Origin of the sequence: Streptomyces sp. TSRI0281, assembly GCF_001905125.1 — a bacterium.
Taxonomy (GTDB): Bacteria; Actinomycetota; Actinomycetes; order Streptomycetales; family Streptomycetaceae; genus Streptomyces.
Map to the genome: position 1 here is coordinate 160,810 of NZ_LWLE01000037.1, position 19,641 is coordinate 180,450.

The following is a 19,641-nucleotide window of genomic DNA, read 5'->3' on the forward strand; positions in this document are numbered from 1 at the left end:
CTGCCGTGGGCCCGGCGCCATCCGGCCACGGCTCGAATCTGCTCGACAGGACCTATCTCTCGTACAGCGGCCGCGACCAGCCGGTCATCACCTTGGCCATGGACTATCGCGGAACTCCGCCCGCCCTGGATCTGCTCGTTGGGCGCGTGAAGGAGCGTGCGGCGTGCATCCCCCGTCTCCGCGCCGGCACCGCCGCCCTCGGAAGCAACGTCCTCGGCGCCGCCGTGAGCGATATCGACAAAGAGACGGGCCGCATCTCCCGCAGCCCGTTCGAGCTCGTCGGCGGGCTGCCGCTCTGGGACGTCCGGCTCCTTGAGGGAAAACCCGGGAGCGCGTTCTTCCGGGTCTGTTTCAGGGCACACCACGGCTTCCTGGACGGAGTGGGCGCGACCCACGCGGCGACGGCCCTGCTGCCGGACGAGCCCGGCGAGGGCGCCCGTCTGCATCCGCCGACAAGCCCCGGCGTCCGTGGCATGGCTCGGGTCCTCAAGGACATGGCCTGCTCCCTGGTGCACCGGTCCGCATGGTCACCCCCGCACTCCGCCGCTCCCGGCCACACGGACGGGCGCTCCGTCTACCGGGACGTACCCGTCGCGGTCCTGCGCACCTACGCCGACACCTACGGCGTGAGCGTCAACGATGTGAGCCTGGCCGCGCTCGGCCTGGCGTTCGGCGATTGGCAGCGCGACCGCGTTCCCGCGGAATCCCGGCGCGACATCGTGGCAAGCGTGGCGATGTCGACCAGAACACCGCAGGAACGGCACCACGCCGGAAACCGGCTCGGGGTGTACCGCCTGAAATTCCCCCACCGGATCGAATCGTTCGCGGAAGCCGTCTCCCTCGTGTGCCGGCAGACGGCGAAAGTCCGGGACACCCGGCAACGCGATGCCCTGCGGACGGCGCTGGGTGCCCCGGTCCCGCCGAAGCTCGGTGTGCGGGCCTTCAGTTCCCTGCTGAACCCGCAGGCGACCCCACTCGTGATCAGCAGCGTCTCCCTTCCGGAGAACCACACCTTGTTCGGCGCCGATCTGTGTGCGGCCTCGATGACGCTGAACGTGTTCGCGAACTTCCCGGCCTATATCTCCTTCACGCGAACCCCTGAGAACGTCCGCTGTGCCGCGGTCTCCGACCCGGCCCGCAACTCCGTCCTCGCCGTACCGGAGCACTGGGCGAACTGCCTCGCGTGATGACGCGGGGCCGCCGGGTCCGCCTCGTACGAACGCCGACGGCACCCGGAAGCCTGAAAACCGCCGCTCGACCCGTGCGAAGCGTGCGCTGATCCGCGTTCCCCGATTACTGGAACGTAGGTTGGGCGCTGAACAGTTCATGCCTCACGCATCGGTTGAAAGACGGACGGTACCCATGAGTGACCACGCGATGACGCCCGGACCGGCGGTGCATCAGAAGATCGACACGTCGGTGCCGCACTCGGCCAGGATCTGGAACTACTGGCTGGGCGGGAAGGACCACTACCCCGTCGACGAGGCGGCCGGCGACGCGTACAGCGCCGTCTTCCCCGGCATCGTCACCATCGCCCGCAGCAGTCGCGCCTTTCTGCGCCGCACCATCACGTATCTGGTCAATGAGGCGGGCATCAGACAGTTCCTCGACGTCGGGACCGGCCTGCCGACCGAGAACAACACCCATGAGGTCGCCCAGCGTCTCGCTCCCGAGAGCAGGATCGTCTACGTCGACCACGACCCGATGGTCCTCGCGCACGCCCGCGCCCTGCTCACCTCCACCCCCGAGGGAGCGACCGCGTACGTCGACGCCGAACTGTCCGACCCCGACCGCATCCTGGCGGCCGCCGCGAAAACGCTGGACCTCACCCGCCCCACCGCCCTGATCCTCAGCAACATCCTGGGTCACGTCGCCGACTACGACCAGGCACGCACCACCGTCACCCGCCTGATGAACGGACTGCCGTCCGGCAGTTACCTCTCCATCAACGACGGTTCACGGGGCACCGACGCCGACTACGAGCAGGCCCAGGACGCCTACAACGAGACCGGCGCCGTCCCGTACTTCCTGCGTCCCGTCGACCGGATCGTGGCGTACTTCGACGGACTGGAACTCCTGGACCCCGGGGTCGTCTCGGTTCCCCTCTGGCGCCCGGAACCCGCCTCCACCGCCCCGGGACCCATCGGCGAGCACGGCGGCCTCGCCCGCAAGCCCTGACACCCCGAACGCCCAGGGTCCAGGGGACCGCTGCGGGACGGGCCCCCGCCGGACGAGGGTTCAGGGCCGCTCCCCGACCGCTCGCGGAACCGGAGACACCGACCCGGCGGACGTCCGACGGGACAGCCCTCAGCGACCCCTGGCGCACAGGGCCGCGTCCACGGCCCCCTGGAGGCGGCGCAGATTCTCGCCCTCGGCCGCCCAGGTCGTGGTGTAGACCGTCACGGTGCCGCGGTGGCCCGTGGCCCGGCCGCCGCCCACCGAGTCGCCGGGCAGATCGCCGCCATGGCCCCAGTAGACGCCGCCGCAGCTGAGCGGGATCGAGGCGACGCCGTAGCCGTAGCGGCTGCCCGCCGGGTAGACGTCACGGTTGCCGACGGCGGTGGTGTCGTGCGTCATCAGGCGCAGCGCCCAGTCGGGCAGGAGCCGGCCGCCGAACAGGCCGTCCCAGAAGGTGTTGAGGTCCTCGGGCGTCGAGACGAGCCCGCCGGATGCGCCGAACTCGTACCCGGGAAGCTCGGTCACATCCACCCGGCCGGCCTCCGGACGCGCCGGGTGGACACCGTAGTTACGGGCGTGCGGCCCGCGCAGGGTCAGCTCGCCGGGAGCGGGCCAGTATGTGTCGTCCAGGTGCAGCGGGCGCAGAATCGTGCGCTCGATGTACGTACGGAAGCCGACGCCCGACGTCCTGTCGATCACCATGCCGAGGACCAGATAGTTGGTGTTGGAATAGCCCCAGTCGGCGCCGGGCTCGAAGACGGGCTTCTCCTTGAGCGCGAGGGCCAGATAGTCCTCCGCCGTGCCGGGCCGGGTCCAGTCGACCAGCGCGGAGTACTCCGGCAATCCGCTGGTCTGCTTGAGCAACTGACGTACGGTGATGTCGCGTTCGGAGAGCTGGGGGACGTAGGTGCCCGCGCGGTCGTCGAGTCGGATCCGCCCGTCCGCCACCAGCTTCATCACGGCGGCCGCGGTGAACGCCTTGGTGTTGCTGGCCAGCCGGAATCGGCCCTGCGCGTCGGCCATCGGACGGCCCGAGACCATGTCCGAAACCCCGGCGGTACGGGTCGCCCTGCCGTCGTACGCGAGAGCTCCCGGCACCCCGCCCCGGTCGACCAGCAGATCCAACTGCCTCTGCACCGGGTTCGGTTGGTGTGCCACTGCCGCCGGGGCGAACGCCCCGGTGAGCGTTGCGGCGAGCAGGACTGCGACGGCCGGACGCTTGCGCTGCATGAAACTCTCCCCCTGGTCGTGGCCCGCCCTGTGCGGGCCGATCGTTCGCTCTCCGACGACTCTGACAGGCTCCCCGCACAGGATCCTTACGCCTGGCCCCCCGAATCGGGGGTGTGGCCACACCCCCTTGACATGACGCGGAACGCCTCGCCCGACGCCGCCGGGCTCGGGACCACCGGGCGCACGGGCCGTGCGTATCCGCTCGATCGCGGGTGGCGCCGACAGGGGCTGGTGTCACCGCTTCCCGGAGGACAGCCAGGTGAGGGCTGCTGTGGTCATCGCTTCGACGCCGGTGCTCAGCGTGGGTTCGACGACCGGGGCGAAGTGCGGGGAGTGGTTGGACGGAATGTCCCGGTCCGTCGTTCCGGCGGCGGCCGCTTTCCGGTAGGAGTCGGGAGCGGTGCCGCCGAAGAACCAGTAGCAGACCGGGGCGCCCGACGCGGTGCCGAAGATCCCGCAGTCCTCGCTGCCGGTCACGGGTCCCGGGTCGAAGACCCGCTGTGCGCCGAAGTGGCCGCGGAAGGCCGTGACGGTGCGCCGGACGGCCGCCTCGTCGTTCACGAGAACGGGGAAGGCGGCGATCGGGTCGATGTCGGGCGAGCGGGTGGCACCGGATGCCTCGGCCTCGGCCCGCACGATCCGTTTCACCGCTGCCAGCACTCGGGCCCGTACCTCATCGGTGTAGGTGCGGATGTTGAGTCTGAGCTCGGCGGTGTCCGGGATGATGTTGTCCTTCGTACCGGCGTTGAGCGCGCCGACGGTGACGACGGCGGTGTCGCCGCCGGCGATCTCGCGTGAGACGACGGTCTGCAGGCGCATCACGGTGGAGGCGGCCATGACGACGGGGTCGATGGCGGCCTCGGGGCGTGACCCGTGCGCGCCCTTCCCGTACATCGTGACAGCGAGCGCGTCGGCGGCGGCGAGCGCGGGGCCGGGGTGGCAGCCGACCGTACCGGCCGGAAACGGTCCGACGTGCTGGCCCAGGACGACATCCGGTGTACCGAACCGGTCGAAGAGGCCGTCGTCGACCATGGCGCTGGCTCCTTGGCCGATCTCCTCGGCGGGCTGGAACACGGCCGTGATGGTTCCGGACCAGTGGGCCCGTCCGTCGGCCAGCAGGTCGAGTGTGCCCAGGAGGCAGGTGACGTGCATGTCGTGACCACAGGCGTGCATGACGCCGTCCGCCGTGCTGGCGTAGGGCAGGCCGGTCTGTTCGGTGACGGGCAGTGCGTCGAAGTCGGCGCGCAGCAGGACATGGGGGCCGTCGCCGTTCGCGAGCACACCGACCACGCCGGTGCGTCCGATGCCGGTGGTGACCCGCAGACCGAGCTTCCGCAGCCGCTCGGCGACGATGCCGGCCGTGCGTGTCTCGGCGAAGGACAGTTCCGGATGCTTGTGCAGGTCCCGGTAGAGGTCCGCGAGTCCGTCCCGCACATCCGGCAATCGCGTCAGCAGGGGAGAACCTGCCGTCGTGTCAGGGGCGCTGTCAGCGGCGCTGTCGGTGTCACTCATGTGTTCATGGTCGGGGGACCCTGCGGGCCCGGCCTGTGGGCCGGGCCATTCGTGGGCCGGGCATCAGGAGAGCGGCGACGCAGAATCCCGCGAAGGAAGGCGTACCGGACTCACGGCAAGGAGCTGGACGCCGACGGTGGGCGGGCGGGGCGCTTGCCGCGCGGGGAAGTCCCACTGGTCGGGGGCGATCCACACCGCACCGGTCAGCGCGGCGATGGCGACGAACCACTCGCCGCGGAACTGTTTGGGCGGGACGCCACACGAGACGTCGATGAGGAAGCGTCCCGCGGTGGGGCCCACGACGGCGAGCGCGAGACTGCCCAGAACCGGCAGGCCGACCTCCACCCCGGTCTGCGCGCCGACGATGGCGTACCAGGGCAGAGCAAAGGAGGTGACGAACTGGAAGAGCCCTTCCCGGAGGAGCTGCCCCCTGTCGTAGGCCAGGTGGTGGCCGATGATCCCGGCGATGAGGCACAGCACGAGGTACGAGGAATTGGTGAGCGCGGCCGGGACATGACCCACCAGGACGTCGCGGCTGATACCCCGCCGATGCCGCCGAGCAGGGCCATCAGCAGGATGCCGACCACGGTGAAGTTCTTGTAGTGGTCGGGACGGCGGGCGAGCAGCGCGCCGTTGAGGGCGTTGGTGGTCGCCGCGGCCAGGTTGATGAACGTGCCGCCTCCGGTGAACTCGAAGGATCCGAAGCCAACGGCCATGGCCGGCTCTCTCGTGCTCACGGGGTTCCTTCCGTGGAGGGCCGACCGCGGCCACCGCCGATCAGCGCGTTCCACGCCGCGCCGCCCGTACGGACGCGCCGCGGCGCGGCGCGGGTGTGCTCCGTCCCCTCGGGTGCGCCTGCCCCGGCCGTGGCGAGGGGCAGCCGCGTCGTGCGCGTGGTGGTCAGGGCGTGACGATGGCGAAGTCGGGGTCGGGGGTGTCGAGCAGGCTCGCGAGAGTGGCGAAGACCTGTGGGTCGCCCTGGACCTTCACATCGTCCAAGCCCGCACCCGCGAGGACGCCGAGCAGGTGCCGCTTCGTCAAGGTCAGCGTCAGATCGGCGGCCGGCGCCGAACCGTGCGCGTCGGGGGCGCCGTCGGTGCTGCGGTACGTCAGCGCCCCGTTCGACAGCAGCAGGTGCCAGGTGCGGCTCTCGTCGGTGACGTGCCAGGCCATCGCGAGCTTCTTGGTCCAGGCGCGCGGCCCGTCGATGCGGATGGCGAGCGAGTCGATGAGCATGTCGACGGTCAGTGCCATCGCCATCTCGGGGTTGGTCGTCTCCAAGGAGGTGTGCGCGACCGAGCCACGCAGTTCCTGGGCACCCATCAGGTAGAAGTTGCGCCAGGTGCCGTTCTCCGAGCCGTGACCGAGCTTCTCGTACACCGAAGCCAGTGCCTCCTTGGCCGCCGTGTCGCGGGGGGCGGCGAAGACCGCGTGGCCGAGCAGCGTGGCGGCGAAGCGCAGGTCTCCCGATGCCGCGTACTCCTCACCCTTGGCGACCAGGGCGGCGACGCCGCCGTAGTCGGCGGCGAACCGGGTGGCCTGCTCGGTCGGCGGGTGCTCCCACAGGTGCGCGGGGTTGCCGTCGAACCAGCCCATGTAACGCTGGTAGATGGCCTTGACGTTGTGGCTGAGCGAACCGTAGTAGCCACGGTTCGCCCACCGGCCCGCGAGGGCGGGCGGCAGTTCGATCCGCTCGGCGATCTCGCTCCCGGTCAGTCCTTGATTGGTCATGCGCAGGGTCTGGTCGTGCATATAGGCCCACATGTCGCGCTGCCCGGCCAGGTGGTCGACGATGCGGTCCTTGCCCCAGGTCGGCCAGTGGTGGGAGGCGAACGCGACCTCGGCCCGGTCGCCGTACAGTGCGATGGTCTCGTTCAGGTAGTGGGCCCAGATACGGGTGTCGCGGACCACCGCGCCGCGCAGGGTCAGGATGTTGTGCATGTTGTGTGTCGCGTTCTCCGCCATGCACAGCGCGCGCCGGTCGGGGAAGTAGAAGTTCATCTCCGACGGTGCTTCGGTGCCCGGCGTCATCTGGAAGATGATCCGTACCCCGTCGACGGTCTCCTCCTGGCCGGTACGGGTGATGTCGAGCGTCGGCGGGATGAGGGTGATGGTGCCCGTGGAGGTCGTCATGCCCAGGCCCGCGCTGATCTGACCGGCGGGGCCCTTGTCCAGTTCGGCGCCGTACATGTACACCGCGCGGCGGGTCATCGCGCCGCCCGCGTACACGTTCTCCGCGACGGCGTGCTCCAGGAACCCGGCCGGGGCGATCACCGGCACCGGGGCGTGGCCGTGCGGCAGGACGCCGAGCGAGCCGCCGAAGTGGTCGCCGTGCGAGTGCGTGTAGATCAGCCCGGTGACCTGGCGGTCGCCCCGGTGCTCGCGGTACAGCGCGAGCGCCGCCACCGCGGTCTCGGCGGAGATCAGCGGGTCGATGACGATGACGCCGGTATCACCCTCGACGAGCGTCATGTTCGACAGGTCGAGGTTCCGGACCTGGTAGATCCCCTCGGTCACCTCGAACAAGCCCTGTTTGTTGCACAGCCGGCTCTGGCGCCACAGGCTCGGGTGCGCCGTGTCCGGGCACTCCTCGTCCAGGAACGCGTACGCGTCGCCGTCCCAGATCATCCGGCCGTCGTCCGTCCGGACGACCGCCGGTGCCAGGGCGGCGACGAATCCCCGCTCGGCGTCTTCGAAGTCGGACCTGTCTGCGTAGTCGAGATCAGTCATATGTAACAAGTAACCCATATGCCATCAAATTACCCACTTTCCCTTGGCGCGTCTCGCCGTGCGGCACTCCCCCGGACCCCGGCGGCCACCTACCCCTGCGGGCCGAGGTGACCTCGTACCACCTGCACAGGCGGCGACCCGACCGCCGGAGCCGCGCCGTCCGTACGTCACCGTTGATCCGGTTGTGCCCCGTGCAGCACACTCGGTGTTTGGCGCCGCCCACGGGAGGGCGGCGGCCGGACAACGGGACCGCTGTCCCGTACCACTGGAGGTACCAGAAATGACACCTCGGAACACCGAGTTCGAGCTCGGGGGAATCAACCATCTGGCGTTGGTCTGTGCGGATATGCGCAGAACCGTGGACTTCTACTCGGGCCTTCTCGGTATGCCGCTCATCAAGACGATCGAGCTTCCCGGGGGAAGCGGCCAGCACTTCTTCTTCGACTGTGGGGGTGGTGACTGCGTGGCCTTCTTCTGGTTCGCGGACGCCCCCGACGGTGTGCCAGGAATCTCCGCCCCCGTATCCCTCCCCGGCCAGGGGGAGTTCCTCAGTGCCGTCGGTTCGATGAACCATGTCGCCTTCCATGTGCCGCCGGAGCGGTTCGACGAGTACCGCGCCCGCCTGGTTGCCAAGGGGGTGGAGGTCAGCCCGGTCATGAACCACGACGACAGTCCGACGACCGTGGCCGCCCGTCTGCAGGAAGGGGTGTACGTACGGTCCTTCTACTTCCAGGACCCCGACGGGATCCTGTTGGAATTCGCCTGCTGGATCAAGCAGCCGACCGGTGAGCCGCACAACACCACCGACGAGCCCAGGACAGCGGCCGACCGCACTCCGCGCACCCCGGTCCCGGCCTCGGTCCCGGCCTGACGATTCGTACGGCACGCACCGCTCCCTCACGACGCCGCGACGCGGGGAGCGGTGCGGTGGGGAGCTGTGCGGTGCGGGCACCCGCCGCTCCGTGACGGCCGGGGCCCCTTACCCTTGCCTGGTTCGAGGATGCGCGGGCGAGGAGAGGCGGACACCGGGGTGGCGCGGGTAACGGCTGTGAGCAGACACGGGACATACTCCTTCAGCAAGCCGAACCGTACGAGCATCATGTTGCTCGCCGGTCTCGGCGTCGAGGGTGATGTCCACGCGGGGAAGACCATCAAGCACCAGTTCCGTATGACCTACGAGCCGGATCTGCCCAACCTGCGCCAGGTGCACCTCATGCACGAGGAACTCTTCGACGAACTCGCCACGAAGGGCTTCGCCGTCTCCGCGGGACAACTCGGCGAGAACATCTCCACGCGCGGTATCGACCTGCTCGGCCTGCCCACCGGCTCCCTGCTCCACCTCGGCGGCGAAGCGATCGTAGAAGTGACAGGTCTGCGCAACCCGTGTTCAAAGATCGACGCGTTCCAGAAGGGCCTTCTCAGGGAAGTCTTCGAACTCGACGAGACGACGGACGGCTTCGCTTTCAAGTCCGGGATCATGGGCGTGGTCCGGCAAGGGGGAAGCGTGCGCCCCGGCGACACGATCGACGTCGAACTTCCCGCCGGTCCGCACCGTTCGCTGGAGCGCGTATAGCGCGCATGCCCGCCGGGGGCATGTGCTCGTCTGCCGGTCCGGACGATTCCGTCCGGCTCGACCGGCTTCTCCACCGGAGCGGCCGGCATCGGCACCGGGTGGTCCGGCCGGGCAGACTGTGCGGGTGGACAACTATCGCCCGGTGGACCGGGATCCCGCGCCCGAACGGTACGGACGCCTCCGCGTGCAGACGGCCGTCACGGGCCCGGCCGGCTGGCTCACCGAGCGTGCTCCGGGGTACGGGGATTTCGGGACGGTGGCAGGCGTGGCGGCACCCGGATTCGCCGCCTACGCGCGGGTGTTGCATCCGGCCTCCCTGGACGAGCTGCCGGTGCGGTGGGCGACGGTGGCCGCCGCCCACGGCCGCGAGGTGGTGCCGGGCACCGACTGGCACGACGTGATCGGGACGGACCGCGACTACCACAACGTCTCGGAGTACGGCTTGCCCGGCGTCTGGGACGAGCACCCGGCGGAGGGACCGACCCCGCCCGCTGTCGCCAGGATCCTCATCCCCGTCCTGGCCCGGCACACCCGGACCACCGAGCGCTGCTGGTTCGGCCTGTGGAACGGCTACGGACGGTGGGACTTCGACCGGGTACCCACCTTCGACACCCCCGGCCGCGACGAGGTGCTGCTCGCCGGGACGCTCGCCGAAGCCATCACCCCGGTGTCCCTGGACGAGTTCGCCGAGCTGCCCGACCTGTGGTGGCCGCAGGATCGTGCCTGGTGCCTGGGCGGTGACGTGGACCTGGTGAGCACGTACATCGGCGGCTCCAGGGAACTGATCGCCGACCTCCTGGCAGATCCTGAGCTGGAGGCGCACCCGGTGGCGCCCGGCGACGGGGTCGGCTGAGCCCTCCCGCGGGCGTCCGGGGCCACCGGGCCCAGCACCCTCCGCGTCCGTACCGCCCGCGGAGGCGACGGCCGACCGGTGCCCCGCCCGCAGGTGGACGTCAGCCGGCCAGGCAGGTGCGTACCGCCGCGATCAGGCGGTCCGCCCGTGCGTCGCCGTGGCCGATCATGCGGTTGGCGACGTACGCGAAGCCCACACCGAACTCGTCGTCGCCGAAGGCGAACTGGCCGCCGGCTCCGTCGTTGCCGAAACTGCGCTCCCCCAGCATCGGCCGGAACGACGAGTCGAGAAGGAAGCCCGAGCCCCAGCGGGCACCGGCGTCGAAGCCCAGCCAGCCCTTGCCGGACGACACCTCCCGGACCGCGTCCGTCACGGTGTCCGGTGCGAGCAGCCGCTCCCGGCCCTCGATGCCGGCCACGGCAGCGGCGTAGAGCCCGGCCAGGCCGCTCGCGGACGCGGTGGCACCCGCTCCCGGCAGCTCCATCGCGAGCAATGCCGGATCGTTCCAGCCGTGCGGCTCGTCGAGGCCGGGGAAGACCAGCGCTCCGTTCATCGTCACGATGCGGGTGAGCAGGTGTTCGGGCCCCGGCATACCCGGCCGCCCCTCGGCCTCGACGAGCCGGGCACGGCCGTCCGTCTCCTCGGCGGGCAGGCCGATCCAGGCCCGAAGCCCCAGCGGATCGCCCACGGTGCGGCGGAAATACGCGCCCGGGGTGAGCCCGGTGATGCGCCGGACGACCTCACCGACGAGGAAGCCGAAGACATGGCCGTGGTATTCGTACGCCGTGTCCGGCTCCCACAGCGGGTTCTGCTCCTCGATGGCCCGGATCACCGGTGTCCAGGCGGCGATCTCCTCGAAGGTGGGGGTCCGGTCGAGTGCGGGAAGGCCCGCCCGGTGTCCGAGGACCGTGCGGCAGGTGATGACTTCCTTGCCGTGCCGCGCGAACTCGGGCCAGTACCGGCTCACCGGGGCGTCCAGGTCGAGACGCCCCTCCTGCGCGAGGAGATGGGCGCACAGGCTCACGATGCCTTTGGCGCAGGAGAAGACCGGTACGGGTGTGTCCTGGTTCCACAACCGGCCGGTCCGCCGGTCCGCGACGCCGCCCCACAGCTCCGCGACCTTGCGGCCGTCGACGAACACGGTGACGGCGGCACCGAGTTCGGGGAAGTCGGCGAAGTTCCGCGCGAACGTGTCGGCGATGACTCCGTAGTGCTCGTCGGCCCATCCCCCGTAGTGCTCCACTGTGCCCTGCCCTCCACGTGATCATGGTTCCTCGTGGGGGCGGCCCGGAGCGGTACCCGCGCGCCCCACGGTTGTCGACCGGTCACAGTACGGCGGCGGGCGGTACCGGCACGAACGGTTTTGGCCGGGCGGCGGAGAGCGGCGGTCCCGGAGCCCTCTCCGGCACGCCGTCTCCTGCTCGGCGGCGGGCGCCCGGCATCGAATTCCCTTCCACGGAGCAACCTTTGGCCACAGGTTTCCGTCCTCGGGGGCGCAAGAGCCTCGGAGTGACCGGGGCGCCATAGCGCAAGTGATGCCGAGGAGTACCACTTTGATACGGGTCCTGCACATGGCAGGCGCCACCGTGGCGGCGCTCGCGCTGGCCGCGACGACACTGGGATCGGCACACGCTCTGCCGACAGCGGACCCACTGCGGTCCGCGCACTCGGCGAACGCCGAGGGAGACCTTCCCCCCGGATGGCGGTTCGCCGGCGGCGACGCCGGGAAGCAGCTGATCTGGACCTCGGCCGACCCGGTGCCGATGGGCGACGCACGGGTCGAGTTCCACACCGGGGACCGGCTGCTCGGGCTGCCCGTGGCGGCGAAGGACCGGCGGTCGTTCCGTCTGTCCCTGGACACCGCACGGCTCGGCCGGACGGAGGATCTGCGGGTACTGGCCGCCGGACGCCGACTGGACGAGGCGGGGAAGCGGCCGACGTCGCGCCTCCCGCAACTCGCCCCGCCCGCACGGCCCGCCGCCACGCTGCCCGCCGCGAAGACCGATCCCGGCATCCCCGGCCGCTACCGCACCGCGGCGGGTGAGTACGCGCTGACGTCGGTCCGCCTGCCGGGCTTCCCGGCAGCGGTCGAGATGCGGGCCCGCGTGGTCGGACCCGTCGGCGCCCCCGGCAAACGGCCGCTGGCCCTGTTCCTGCACGGCCGTCACTACACGTGCTACAGCACGGCGGGTGACCAGGACATCGACTGGCCCTGCAAGCCGGGCACCCGTCCCGTCCCCAGCTACCAGGGCTACGGGAGCGCCCAGAAGCTCCTGGCCTCGCAGGGCTATGTCACGGTGTCCATCTCCGCCAACGGCATCAACGCGCAGGACGACCGGGCCGAGGACGGCGGCGCCCAGGCGCGCTCCTCCCTCGTGCGCCTGCACCTCGCCCGCCTGGCGGACTGGGCCGCGCACCGCGGCGCCGCTCCCGCCGCCGTACGCGCGGTCTCCCCGGCCGACCTGTCCCGGGTGCTGCTCGTGGGTCACTCCCGCGGCGGCGAGGGCGTCAACCGCGCGGCGCTCGACAGCCTGTCCCCGCCGCCTGCCGACCAGGACGGGTACCGGGGTCCGGTGCGCTGGAACATCCGCGGCAATGTGCTGATCGGCCCGACCATCTTCGGGCAGAACCCGGTTCCCGACGTGCCGTCGACGACCGTCCTGCCCGGGTGCGACGGCGATGTGTCCGACCTGCAGGGCCAGATCTACGCCGACGGGACGCGCGGTGTCGGCCGCGGCGCCGCCCTGCACAGCGCGGTCTACATGACCGGCGCCAACCACAACTTCTTCAACAGCGAGTGGACCCCCGGGCAGGCGAAGGCGCCCGCCGAGGACGACTTCGGGTCCGACGACGCGGTGGACCCGGTGTGCACCCCTGGCACGAAGACCCGGCTGACCGCCCCGCAGCAGCAGACGGCCGGGGCCGCGTACATCGCCGCTTCGGCCCGGCTGTTCGTCGCGGGTGACGACCGGGCGCGACCGCTGCTGGACGGCTCCGGCGTACGGATGCCCTCGGCCGGCCCCGCGCGGGTGCTGACCGACGCCGTCGGCGCGCACCGCACGCCCGCCTTCCTGCCCGGCCCGTCCGTCTCCGTCCGCGGCGGGCGGCTGTGCGCGGCGGTGGACTCCGACCCGGCGCGCGCCTGCCTCCCCTCCGACGTGGCCGGGGCATCGCCCCACTTCGCGGCCTGGGAGACCGCGGCGGAACCGGGACGCGACGCGGTGGCGATGACATGGTCCAAGGCCGGGTCCCCGGTCCGGGTCCGTTCCGCGCGCCCGGTCTCGCTGTCGGGAGCCGAGGCGCTGGCGCTCCGGGTGATCGTGCCGCCCAACACCACCGGCACCCGGCTGGACGTCGCCGTCGTCGACGCCTCGGGCCACCGCGCGGTGCTGGGCCGGGTCCGTGTCGACGGGCTGCCGGGCAGTGACCGGACCGCCTCCTACTGGGGGCGCGAGATCCGCCTGCCACTGTCCGCGGCACGTCCCGGTCTCGACCTGAAGCAGGTGACCTCCCTGGAGCTCATACCGCGCTCCGGCTCCGGCCGGGCGTGGCTGGTGGATGCCTGGGGCTGGCGCCCCGGCACTCCGGCCGTGAAGCCCGCGGCCATGCCCCGCGTCGATGTCGGCCGGCTGACGGTCAAGGAGGGCGATTCCGGCGTACGGCACTACCGCGTGCCGGTGCGCGTGGCGGGCAAGGGCACCGGCCGGGTACGGCTGTTCGTCCCCGAGCCCGGGACGGACAAGGTCGCGTACCGCACGGTGACCGTGCGCGCCGGAACCCACGCCGTCGATGTGCCGGTCGAGGTGCGGGGCAACACCCGCTACAGCTTCGGCACGTCGCAGGAGGCGTACGTCAAGGCGGTGCGCGGCGCGGTGGTCGGCTCCCACCGCGGCGGGGTGACGGCGCTCAATGACGACCCGATGCCCGAGGTGACCGTGACGCCCGTCGCGGACCGCGTCGCCGAAGGACGGCCGCTGGTCTGGCGGATGACGCTGTCGGAGGCCGCCGACGTGGACATCTCCGGCAACTTCACCATCCTCCCGGTCACCGGGGGTCCGGAGCTGTCCACCATGGATGTCGACCCGGAGTGGCTGGAGGACAACTTCGGCCAGCTGCCCGGACCGGCCAGAGCGCTGTCCGGGATCGAGGAGGAGCCGTCGGTCTACGCCGACGTGCCGGCGGGGGCGCTGAGCAGCGAGGTGAGCGTGCCCACCGTCGCGGACGGGGAGAGCGAACCCGATGAGTTCCTGAAGCTCCGGTTGATCACCTACGACGACCAGTGGGAGCCCCGGGAGGGGCCCGTGGTCACCGGCACGGTGACCGGCGGCCCGTAGCCCCTGGACGCGGATTCCGGCAGGTCGGCCCCGGGCAGGCCCCCTTACGAGGGGCCTGCCCGGGGTCGCCTCGTTCCTGCCCGCCCCGGGTGCCGAACGCGCATGGGCCCGGGTTCTCGAACCCATCGACGAGTCGCTCGCGCGGCGGGAGACACGACACCCGGACAACGTCCACAGGACTCACGTCAGACCGGCTCCGCCGCGAAGGCGTTGAACATGTCGATCAGCGGCTGCGGTGCGCTGTCGTCGAAGATGGTCTCAAGTCCGCGGGCGGACTCGCGCGCGATCTCCTCGCTGCGGGGGAAGAGGATCTCCTCGTATGCGGCGAGAGCCGCCTCGGGATCTCCGGGGTGCTCGACCAGGCACCGTCCGAGGTCCGCGCCGTCGATCATGGCGAGGTTGGCGCCCTCGCCTGCGAACGGGGACATCAGGTGTGCCGCGTCACCCAGCAGCGTGACACCCGGTACCCGCCTCCAGCGGTGGCCGACGGGCAGGGCACGAATCAGCCGGGGGATCAGTGGGCCGTCCGCGTCGGTGATGAGTCCGCGCAACTCGGGTGCCCAGTCGGTGAACTGACGCAGCAGAGCGGACTTGGCCGACTCCGTGTCGTTGAAGTCCAGCGTGGAGAGCCAGTCCTCCGCGATCCGGAGCGCGGTGTAGATGTGCAGGCTGCCGTCGGTCTCCCGGTGGCCGAGGAAGCCCTTGTGGTCGCCGAGGGCGAAGAACATGCCGCCCCCGAGCAGTCGCGCGGACTCGGGGTGGCGGGCATCGGCGTCCAGGAGATCGAGTTCGACGAAGGCGATCCCCGTGTACGCGGGCGTGGCGCCGGACAGCAGCGGCCGTACGCGGGACCATGCGCCGTCGGCGCCGATCAGCAGGCCGGTGGTGAAGACCGTGCCGTCGCCGAGGGTGACTTCGTGTCGTCCGTCGGACAGCGGCCGGGTCTGCGTGACCTTGCTGCCCCAGCGGACGGTGTCGTCCGGCAGGGAGCCGAGAAGCAGGTCGCGCAGGTCCCCGCGGTCGATCTCCGGCCGGCCGCCGGTCCCGTCGTCGGTTGCCTGGAGCAGGACGTGGGCGTGCCGGTCGAGGACGCGCATCGCCTCGCCGCCGGGGTGGATCTTGGTGAGGAACCGCTCGTGCAGCCGAGCGGCGTGCAGGGCGGCCTGTCCGGTCTCCTCGTGGATGTCGAGCATGCCGCCCTGAGTGCGGGCGTTCGGGGAGGTTTCCAGGTCGAGGACGGTGGCCGTGATGCCGTGGACATGCAGGACGCGGGCGAGCGTGAGACCGCCGAGTCCGGCACCGATGACGGCGATGGGGTAGTGGGGTGTGGTGCTCATGGTGGTGCTCTCCTTCGGTCCGGGGGCGGAAAGCCGCAGGCGGACAGGGGTGTCACGGTGTGTCGCGCGGGGTGGCACGGGTGCCGTTGATCACCGCGCGGAAGACCCAGGCGAGGCGCTGTCCCGGGGCTCCGGAGACGAGATCGTCGCCGAGCGCGGCGATGCGCGGGTGGGTGTCGGAGGAGACGTCGCGCAGCGCGACGACCAGGGCGTTGTGCTCGTCCGCCGCGTCGGCGGATCGAGCACGGCTCGACTGCTCGGCGGCGGTGGCGGTCGCCACCTGGAGGAGCACGTCCACGCCCCAGGCGGCCTGCTCATCGGGCACCTGGCCTTGGTGGAGCAGCACGAGAACGGCTTCCACCAGGGCCAGGTAGTGAGGGCCCGAAGGCCGGGCGACCAGGGCGGAATGGGCCAGGCCGGGGTTCTGGAACAGGATGTGCGTATAGGACTCCAGCAACAGCGTCAGCCGCCCGCGCCAGTCCCCCTCGCCGTCCACCGGGGAGAGATCGACGGCGCCGAGGAGTTCCTCCAGGATCGCCGCGTGCAGCTCGGCCGTGTTGGCCACGTACACGTACAGCGAGGCGGGACCGGTGTCCAGTTCCTGGGCGAGCCGGCGCATCGTGACGCGCCGCAGTCCCTCGGTCTCCATCAGGTGGACGGCGGTGGCGACGATGCCCTCGTAGGTGAGCGCGGGCTTGGCGGGCCGCTCACGACGGCTGCGGGGCACGGGGGTTCTCGAAGGCATGCGAACAGCGTAACGAACACGTTCGTTACGAACAAGTTCGTGGCCGATTTCCGGATGCGTGCGGCCGGACGATCCCGGCTCATTCCCGCCGTAGGGCTTCCACCCCGACGTGAGGCGATCGCGCCCTTCGGTGCAGGTCAATGTCCCGACAACGGCGGACACCGGCGTTCCCGCACCGAAGCTCCGGCCGTCCACATGGCCGGTGAACTCCGCTGTCCGGCCGGTATCCGCCTGCCCATCGGGGTAGCGGGCCGCTTGTATGGAACACGACAGCGTTCCGGCGCCGTCCAGAGCAGTTCGATCCTCAGCGGGCCGCACAAGAGCCCGCCACTACCGACCGAAGGGCTCCGCATGCACCCCGACCGAGTGACCGCCACCCCGCCCCCCGCACCGGGCGAGCCGACGCACAGCCCGGGGACGGAGCTGCGGGACACACCGGGCAAGGGAGCGGGGGTCTTCGCCACCCATGCGTTCCGGATCGGGGAGGTGGTGCTGGCCGGTGCGATCAAGGCCGAGCTCGACCGCAACGATGCCCACGCCTCACAGATCGGTCCGGACCGGTTCATCCGGCACGCCGGCCTGATGCCCCGCGTCAATCACTCGTGCGATCCGAACTGCGGAGTCCAGGTCAACGACTCCGGCGCTCACGACCTCGTGGCCCGTTTCCCGGTGCACGTCGGGCAGGAGGTCACCTTCGACTACGCCATGCGGAACCACACCGTCCAGCACTTCCCGCCCCGCTGCCAGTGCGGATCCCGGCTGTGCCGCGGCCGGATCACCGGCTGGCAGGACCTCCCGTCGGATCGCAGGCACGCCTACCGCGGCTACGTCGCTCCCTATCTCCTCCACCTGCCGCAAGGACCTCAGCCCCGCTGACAGACCGAAACTGAACGCGGACGAGCGGACTGAGCTGACTGGACAGCGGGGCAGCACACAGCGGGACTACGAAACAGCGGGACAGGTGACGCCGTTGGTGCCGGCTGTACAGCCGACTCACCGCTGGACAACGGTGTCCGGGTCGGGCCCGATCCGGACACCGTTGTCCAGGGTGGCGATGTCCCGCAGGTCCTGCGGGCCGAGAGCGAAGTCGTAGACGCTCAGGTTCTCCCTGATCCGGGAGGGGGTCACGGATCTGGGGACCACCGTGTTCCCGAGTTGGAGATGCCAGCGGAGGACGATCTGGGCCGGTGACTTCCCCTTCCTCTCCGCGATCCGGGCGAGAACGGGTTCGGCGAGCAACTGCTGCCCCTGGGCGAGCGGGCTCCACGCCTCCGTGACCATGGACCGCTCGGCGGCGAACGTACGCATGGCGCGCTGCGGGAAGTAGGGGTGAAGCTCGATCTGGTTCAGGGCCGGCACGATGCCGGTCTCCGCCAGGAGTCTGCCCAGGGTCGCGGCGGTGAAGTTGGAGACGCCGATCGCCTTCGCACGCCCCTCGGCGTAGATCCGTTCCAGCGCTCTGTACGACTCGACGTACGCGTTACGCCGAGGGATGGGCCAGTGGATCAGGTAGAGGTCGACGTAGTCCGTGCCCAGGCGCCGGATGCTCGCGTCGAACGCGTGGAGCGCGGCGTCGTATCCGTGGTCGGCGTTCCAGAGTTTGGTGGTGAGGAACACCTCCTGACGCGGGATCGCCGCATCTCTGATCGCGCGGCCGACACCCTCCTCGTTGTCGTAGACCCGGGCGGTGTCGATACGGCGGTAGCCGCACCCAAGGGCGTGAGTGACGGCGGTGTACGCCTGGTCATCCGTCAGCGGCCAGACGCCGAGGCCGACTCGCGGCATGGAGATGCCGTTGTTGAGGGTGAGGCACTGCATACGGGAGCCTTCCGATCCGTGGTACGGGAACGGGCGTGGGCACGGCACGAGCACGACACGGGCACGGGCACGGGTGACGGGTGACGGGCACGGGTGACGGTGGGGCGCTCGCGGTGAACGGCTCACCAGGTCACAAGGAGCGAACGAGGTGCCCGGGTCTTCAAGCCGGTCTTCCACTCGGGCGGAGCCGCCGCGCGCAGGCCGGGGAACCGGCGTACGAGTCCGGCCAGGGCCTCCTGGAGCTGGACGCGGGCGATTTGGGCACCGACGCAGTGGTGGACGCCGTGTCCGAAGCCCATGTGCGGATTGCGGTCACGGTCGAAGTCGAGCAGAGAGGGGTTCTCGAAGACGGTCTCGTCGTGATTGGCGGACGAGTTGACCGCCATGACCGCATCGCCCTCGGCGATGGTGTTCCCGCCGAGTTCCACCTCTTCGGTGGCCACGCGCAGGTTCGCCTGAACATTCGTCTGGGCGTACCGCAGCAGTTCCTCCACGGCTTTCGGAATGGTGCCGGGCTCGCGCCGGAGCCGCTCGTACCGCTGGGGTTCGTCCAGCAGGAGGTGCGCCATGCCGGCCAGCCGGTCCGCGGTGGTCCCGTAGCCTCCGGCGAGCAGCACGAGGCTGAAGGAGATCAGCTCGTCCTGGCTGAGCCGATCGTCCTCGTCGCGGGCGGAGATCAGGGTGCTCAGGAGGTCGTTGCCGGGGTGGCGGCGTTTGGCGGCGACGAGTGCGCCCAGGTAACCGGTCATCTCTCCGACAGCGGCGGTGACCTCGGTATCGGAGCTGGCCGTGAGGTTGCGCAGCCTGTCGCACCAGGTGTCGAGCCGGTCGCCGTCCTGCCGCGGGATGCCCAGCAGGTCGCAGATGACGGCCAGCGGCAAGGGGCGGGCGAGCAGCGCCACCAGATCGGCGGGGCGGTCGTGGGCGGCGAGGGTGCTGAGGAGTTCGTCGACCAGCAGGGCCACGTCCCGCCGCATGGCCTCGGCGCGGCGGACGGTGAAGGCCGGGGCGACCAGCTTGCGCAGCCGGCTGTGCTCCGGTGGGTCCGCGGCGAGTATCGAGTCGGGCAGGGTGGGCACGCGTGCGATCCGCGGCCCTGTTCCCTGCGTGGCACGTCTGCGGCTGAAACGCGGATCGGCAAGCACGGTGCGCACGTCGGCGTATCGGGTGACCAGCCAGGCCGGATCGCCGCTGGGCAGCCGGATGCGGGCGCACGGTGCCTCGCGGCGCAGGTGGGCGAATTCCGGCAGCGGGCCGAGACCGTCGTGATGGGGGAAGGGGAAGTCCACGGTGTGAGGGGGCGGTTCGGGGTCCGCGTGGGTCACGAGAGC

The 19,641-nt window shown here is 70.8% G+C and carries 16 protein-coding genes; 7 read left to right on the plus strand and 9 right to left on the minus strand.

Annotated features, from left to right (window positions below; genetic code table 11):
• Positions 1–5: 5 nt before the first annotated feature.
• Positions 6–1,187 carry a wax ester/triacylglycerol synthase domain-containing protein gene (locus tag A6A29_RS39685; RefSeq protein ID WP_073728406.1) on the plus strand — a complete coding sequence of 394 codons (1,182 nt, stop codon included), beginning with the start codon at positions 6–8 and terminating at the stop codon, positions 1,185–1,187.
• 175 nt (positions 1,188–1,362) lie between these two features.
• Positions 1,363–2,178 (plus strand): SAM-dependent methyltransferase, encoded by an 816-nt coding sequence (locus A6A29_RS39690; protein ID WP_073728408.1) that lies wholly within the window; start codon positions 1,363–1,365, stop codon positions 2,176–2,178.
• 129 nt (positions 2,179–2,307) lie between these two features.
• Here the strand turns inward: A6A29_RS39690 and A6A29_RS39695 are convergent, their stop codons facing one another.
• From A6A29_RS39695 to A6A29_RS39710, 4 genes are all read right to left on the minus strand, one after another.
• A complete protein-coding gene (locus A6A29_RS39695; protein ID WP_073728410.1) occupies positions 2,308–3,408 on the minus strand; it encodes a serine hydrolase domain-containing protein in 1,101 nt (366 codons plus the stop codon).
• A 234-nt stretch (positions 3,409–3,642) separates the two neighbouring features.
• Positions 3,643–4,920: an amidohydrolase gene (locus A6A29_RS39700; RefSeq protein WP_079183231.1), complete on the minus strand. Its 1,278-nt coding sequence runs from the start codon at positions 4,918–4,920 to the stop codon at positions 3,643–3,645.
• Positions 4,921–4,983: 63 nt separating this feature from the next.
• Positions 4,984–5,442: a TRIC cation channel family protein gene (locus A6A29_RS39705; protein WP_073728414.1), complete on the minus strand. Its 459-nt coding sequence runs from the start codon at positions 5,440–5,442 to the stop codon at positions 4,984–4,986.
• A gap of 378 nt (positions 5,443–5,820) precedes the next feature.
• Positions 5,821–7,650 carry an alkyl/aryl-sulfatase gene (locus A6A29_RS39710; protein ID WP_073728416.1) on the minus strand — a complete coding sequence of 610 codons (1,830 nt, stop codon included), beginning with the start codon at positions 7,648–7,650 and terminating at the stop codon, positions 5,821–5,823.
• 280 nt (positions 7,651–7,930) lie between these two features.
• On the opposite strand from A6A29_RS39710, the gene A6A29_RS39715 reads away from it, so the two are divergent.
• From A6A29_RS39715 to A6A29_RS39725, 3 genes are all read left to right on the plus strand, one after another.
• Entirely contained in the window at positions 7,931–8,521 is a 591-nt protein-coding gene (locus A6A29_RS39715; RefSeq protein ID WP_073728418.1) for a VOC family protein, read from the plus strand.
• A gap of 129 nt (positions 8,522–8,650) precedes the next feature.
• On the plus strand, positions 8,651–9,223 hold the full coding sequence (locus A6A29_RS39720) for an MOSC domain-containing protein (RefSeq protein WP_073728420.1): 573 nt from the start codon (positions 8,651–8,653) through the stop codon (positions 9,221–9,223).
• Positions 9,224–9,347: 124 nt separating this feature from the next.
• Complete coding sequence (locus A6A29_RS39725) at positions 9,348–10,076, plus strand: hypothetical protein (RefSeq protein ID WP_241838823.1); 729 nt, start codon at positions 9,348–9,350, stop codon at positions 10,074–10,076.
• 100 nt (positions 10,077–10,176) lie between these two features.
• Here the strand turns inward: A6A29_RS39725 and A6A29_RS39730 are convergent, their stop codons facing one another.
• Complete coding sequence (locus A6A29_RS39730; protein WP_073728424.1) at positions 10,177–11,319, minus strand: serine hydrolase domain-containing protein; 1,143 nt, start codon at positions 11,317–11,319, stop codon at positions 10,177–10,179.
• Between the two features lie 328 nt (positions 11,320–11,647).
• On the opposite strand from A6A29_RS39730, the gene A6A29_RS39735 reads away from it, so the two are divergent.
• Positions 11,648–14,410, plus strand: a complete 2,763-nt coding sequence (locus A6A29_RS39735) for a hypothetical protein (RefSeq protein ID WP_073728426.1) — start codon at positions 11,648–11,650, stop codon at positions 14,408–14,410.
• A gap of 185 nt (positions 14,411–14,595) precedes the next feature.
• Here the strand turns inward: A6A29_RS39735 and A6A29_RS39740 are convergent, their stop codons facing one another.
• The gene (locus tag A6A29_RS39740; RefSeq protein ID WP_073728428.1) at positions 14,596–15,747 is read right to left on the minus strand and encodes an FAD-dependent oxidoreductase; all 1,152 of its coding nucleotides are present in this window, start codon (positions 15,745–15,747) and stop codon (positions 14,596–14,598) included.
• A 52-nt stretch (positions 15,748–15,799) separates the two neighbouring features.
• Entirely contained in the window at positions 15,800–16,492 is a 693-nt protein-coding gene (locus A6A29_RS39745) for a TetR/AcrR family transcriptional regulator (RefSeq protein ID WP_073728430.1), read from the minus strand.
• Positions 16,493–16,843: 351 nt separating this feature from the next.
• On the opposite strand from A6A29_RS39745, the gene A6A29_RS39750 reads away from it, so the two are divergent.
• Positions 16,844–17,368, plus strand: coding sequence for an SET domain-containing protein-lysine N-methyltransferase (locus A6A29_RS39750; protein WP_079183232.1), 525 nt, complete (start codon positions 16,844–16,846; stop codon positions 17,366–17,368).
• 117 nt (positions 17,369–17,485) lie between these two features.
• Here the strand turns inward: A6A29_RS39750 and A6A29_RS39755 are convergent, their stop codons facing one another.
• Both A6A29_RS39755 and A6A29_RS39760 read right to left on the minus strand, forming a co-directional pair.
• The gene (locus tag A6A29_RS39755) at positions 17,486–18,310 is read right to left on the minus strand and encodes an aldo/keto reductase (protein ID WP_073728432.1); all 825 of its coding nucleotides are present in this window, start codon (positions 18,308–18,310) and stop codon (positions 17,486–17,488) included.
• Positions 18,311–18,432: 122 nt separating this feature from the next.
• Entirely contained in the window at positions 18,433–19,635 is a 1,203-nt protein-coding gene (locus A6A29_RS39760) for a cytochrome P450 (RefSeq protein ID WP_073728434.1), read from the minus strand.
• Positions 19,636–19,641 lie beyond the last annotated feature (6 nt).

Bases quoted from the DNA above. Each gene is read 5' to 3' on its own strand.
- A6A29_RS39690 (WP_073728408.1), top strand. From the start codon at position 1,363: ATGAGTGACCACGCGATGACGCCCGGACCGGCGGTGCATCAGAAGATC.
- A6A29_RS39745 (WP_073728430.1), bottom strand. From the start codon at position 16,492: ATGCCTTCGAGAACCCCCGTGCCCCGCAGCCGTCGTGAGCGGCCCGCC.
- A6A29_RS39700 (WP_079183231.1), bottom strand. From the start codon at position 4,920: ATGAGTGACACCGACAGCGCCGCTGACAGCGCCCCTGACACGACGGCA.
- A6A29_RS39715 (WP_073728418.1), top strand. From the start codon at position 7,931: ATGACACCTCGGAACACCGAGTTCGAGCTCGGGGGAATCAACCATCTG.
- A6A29_RS39755 (WP_073728432.1), bottom strand. From the start codon at position 18,310: ATGCAGTGCCTCACCCTCAACAACGGCATCTCCATGCCGCGAGTCGGC.
- A6A29_RS39695 (WP_073728410.1), bottom strand. From the start codon at position 3,408: ATGCAGCGCAAGCGTCCGGCCGTCGCAGTCCTGCTCGCCGCAACGCTC.
- A6A29_RS39735 (WP_073728426.1), top strand. From the start codon at position 11,648: ATGGCAGGCGCCACCGTGGCGGCGCTCGCGCTGGCCGCGACGACACTG.
- A6A29_RS39710 (WP_073728416.1), bottom strand. From the start codon at position 7,650: ATGACTGATCTCGACTACGCAGACAGGTCCGACTTCGAAGACGCCGAG.
- A6A29_RS39720 (WP_073728420.1), top strand. From the start codon at position 8,651: ATGCGCGGGCGAGGAGAGGCGGACACCGGGGTGGCGCGGGTAACGGCT.
- A6A29_RS39750 (WP_079183232.1), top strand. From the start codon at position 16,844: ATGCACCCCGACCGAGTGACCGCCACCCCGCCCCCCGCACCGGGCGAG.
- A6A29_RS39740 (WP_073728428.1), bottom strand. From the start codon at position 15,747: ATGAGCACCACACCCCACTACCCCATCGCCGTCATCGGTGCCGGACTC.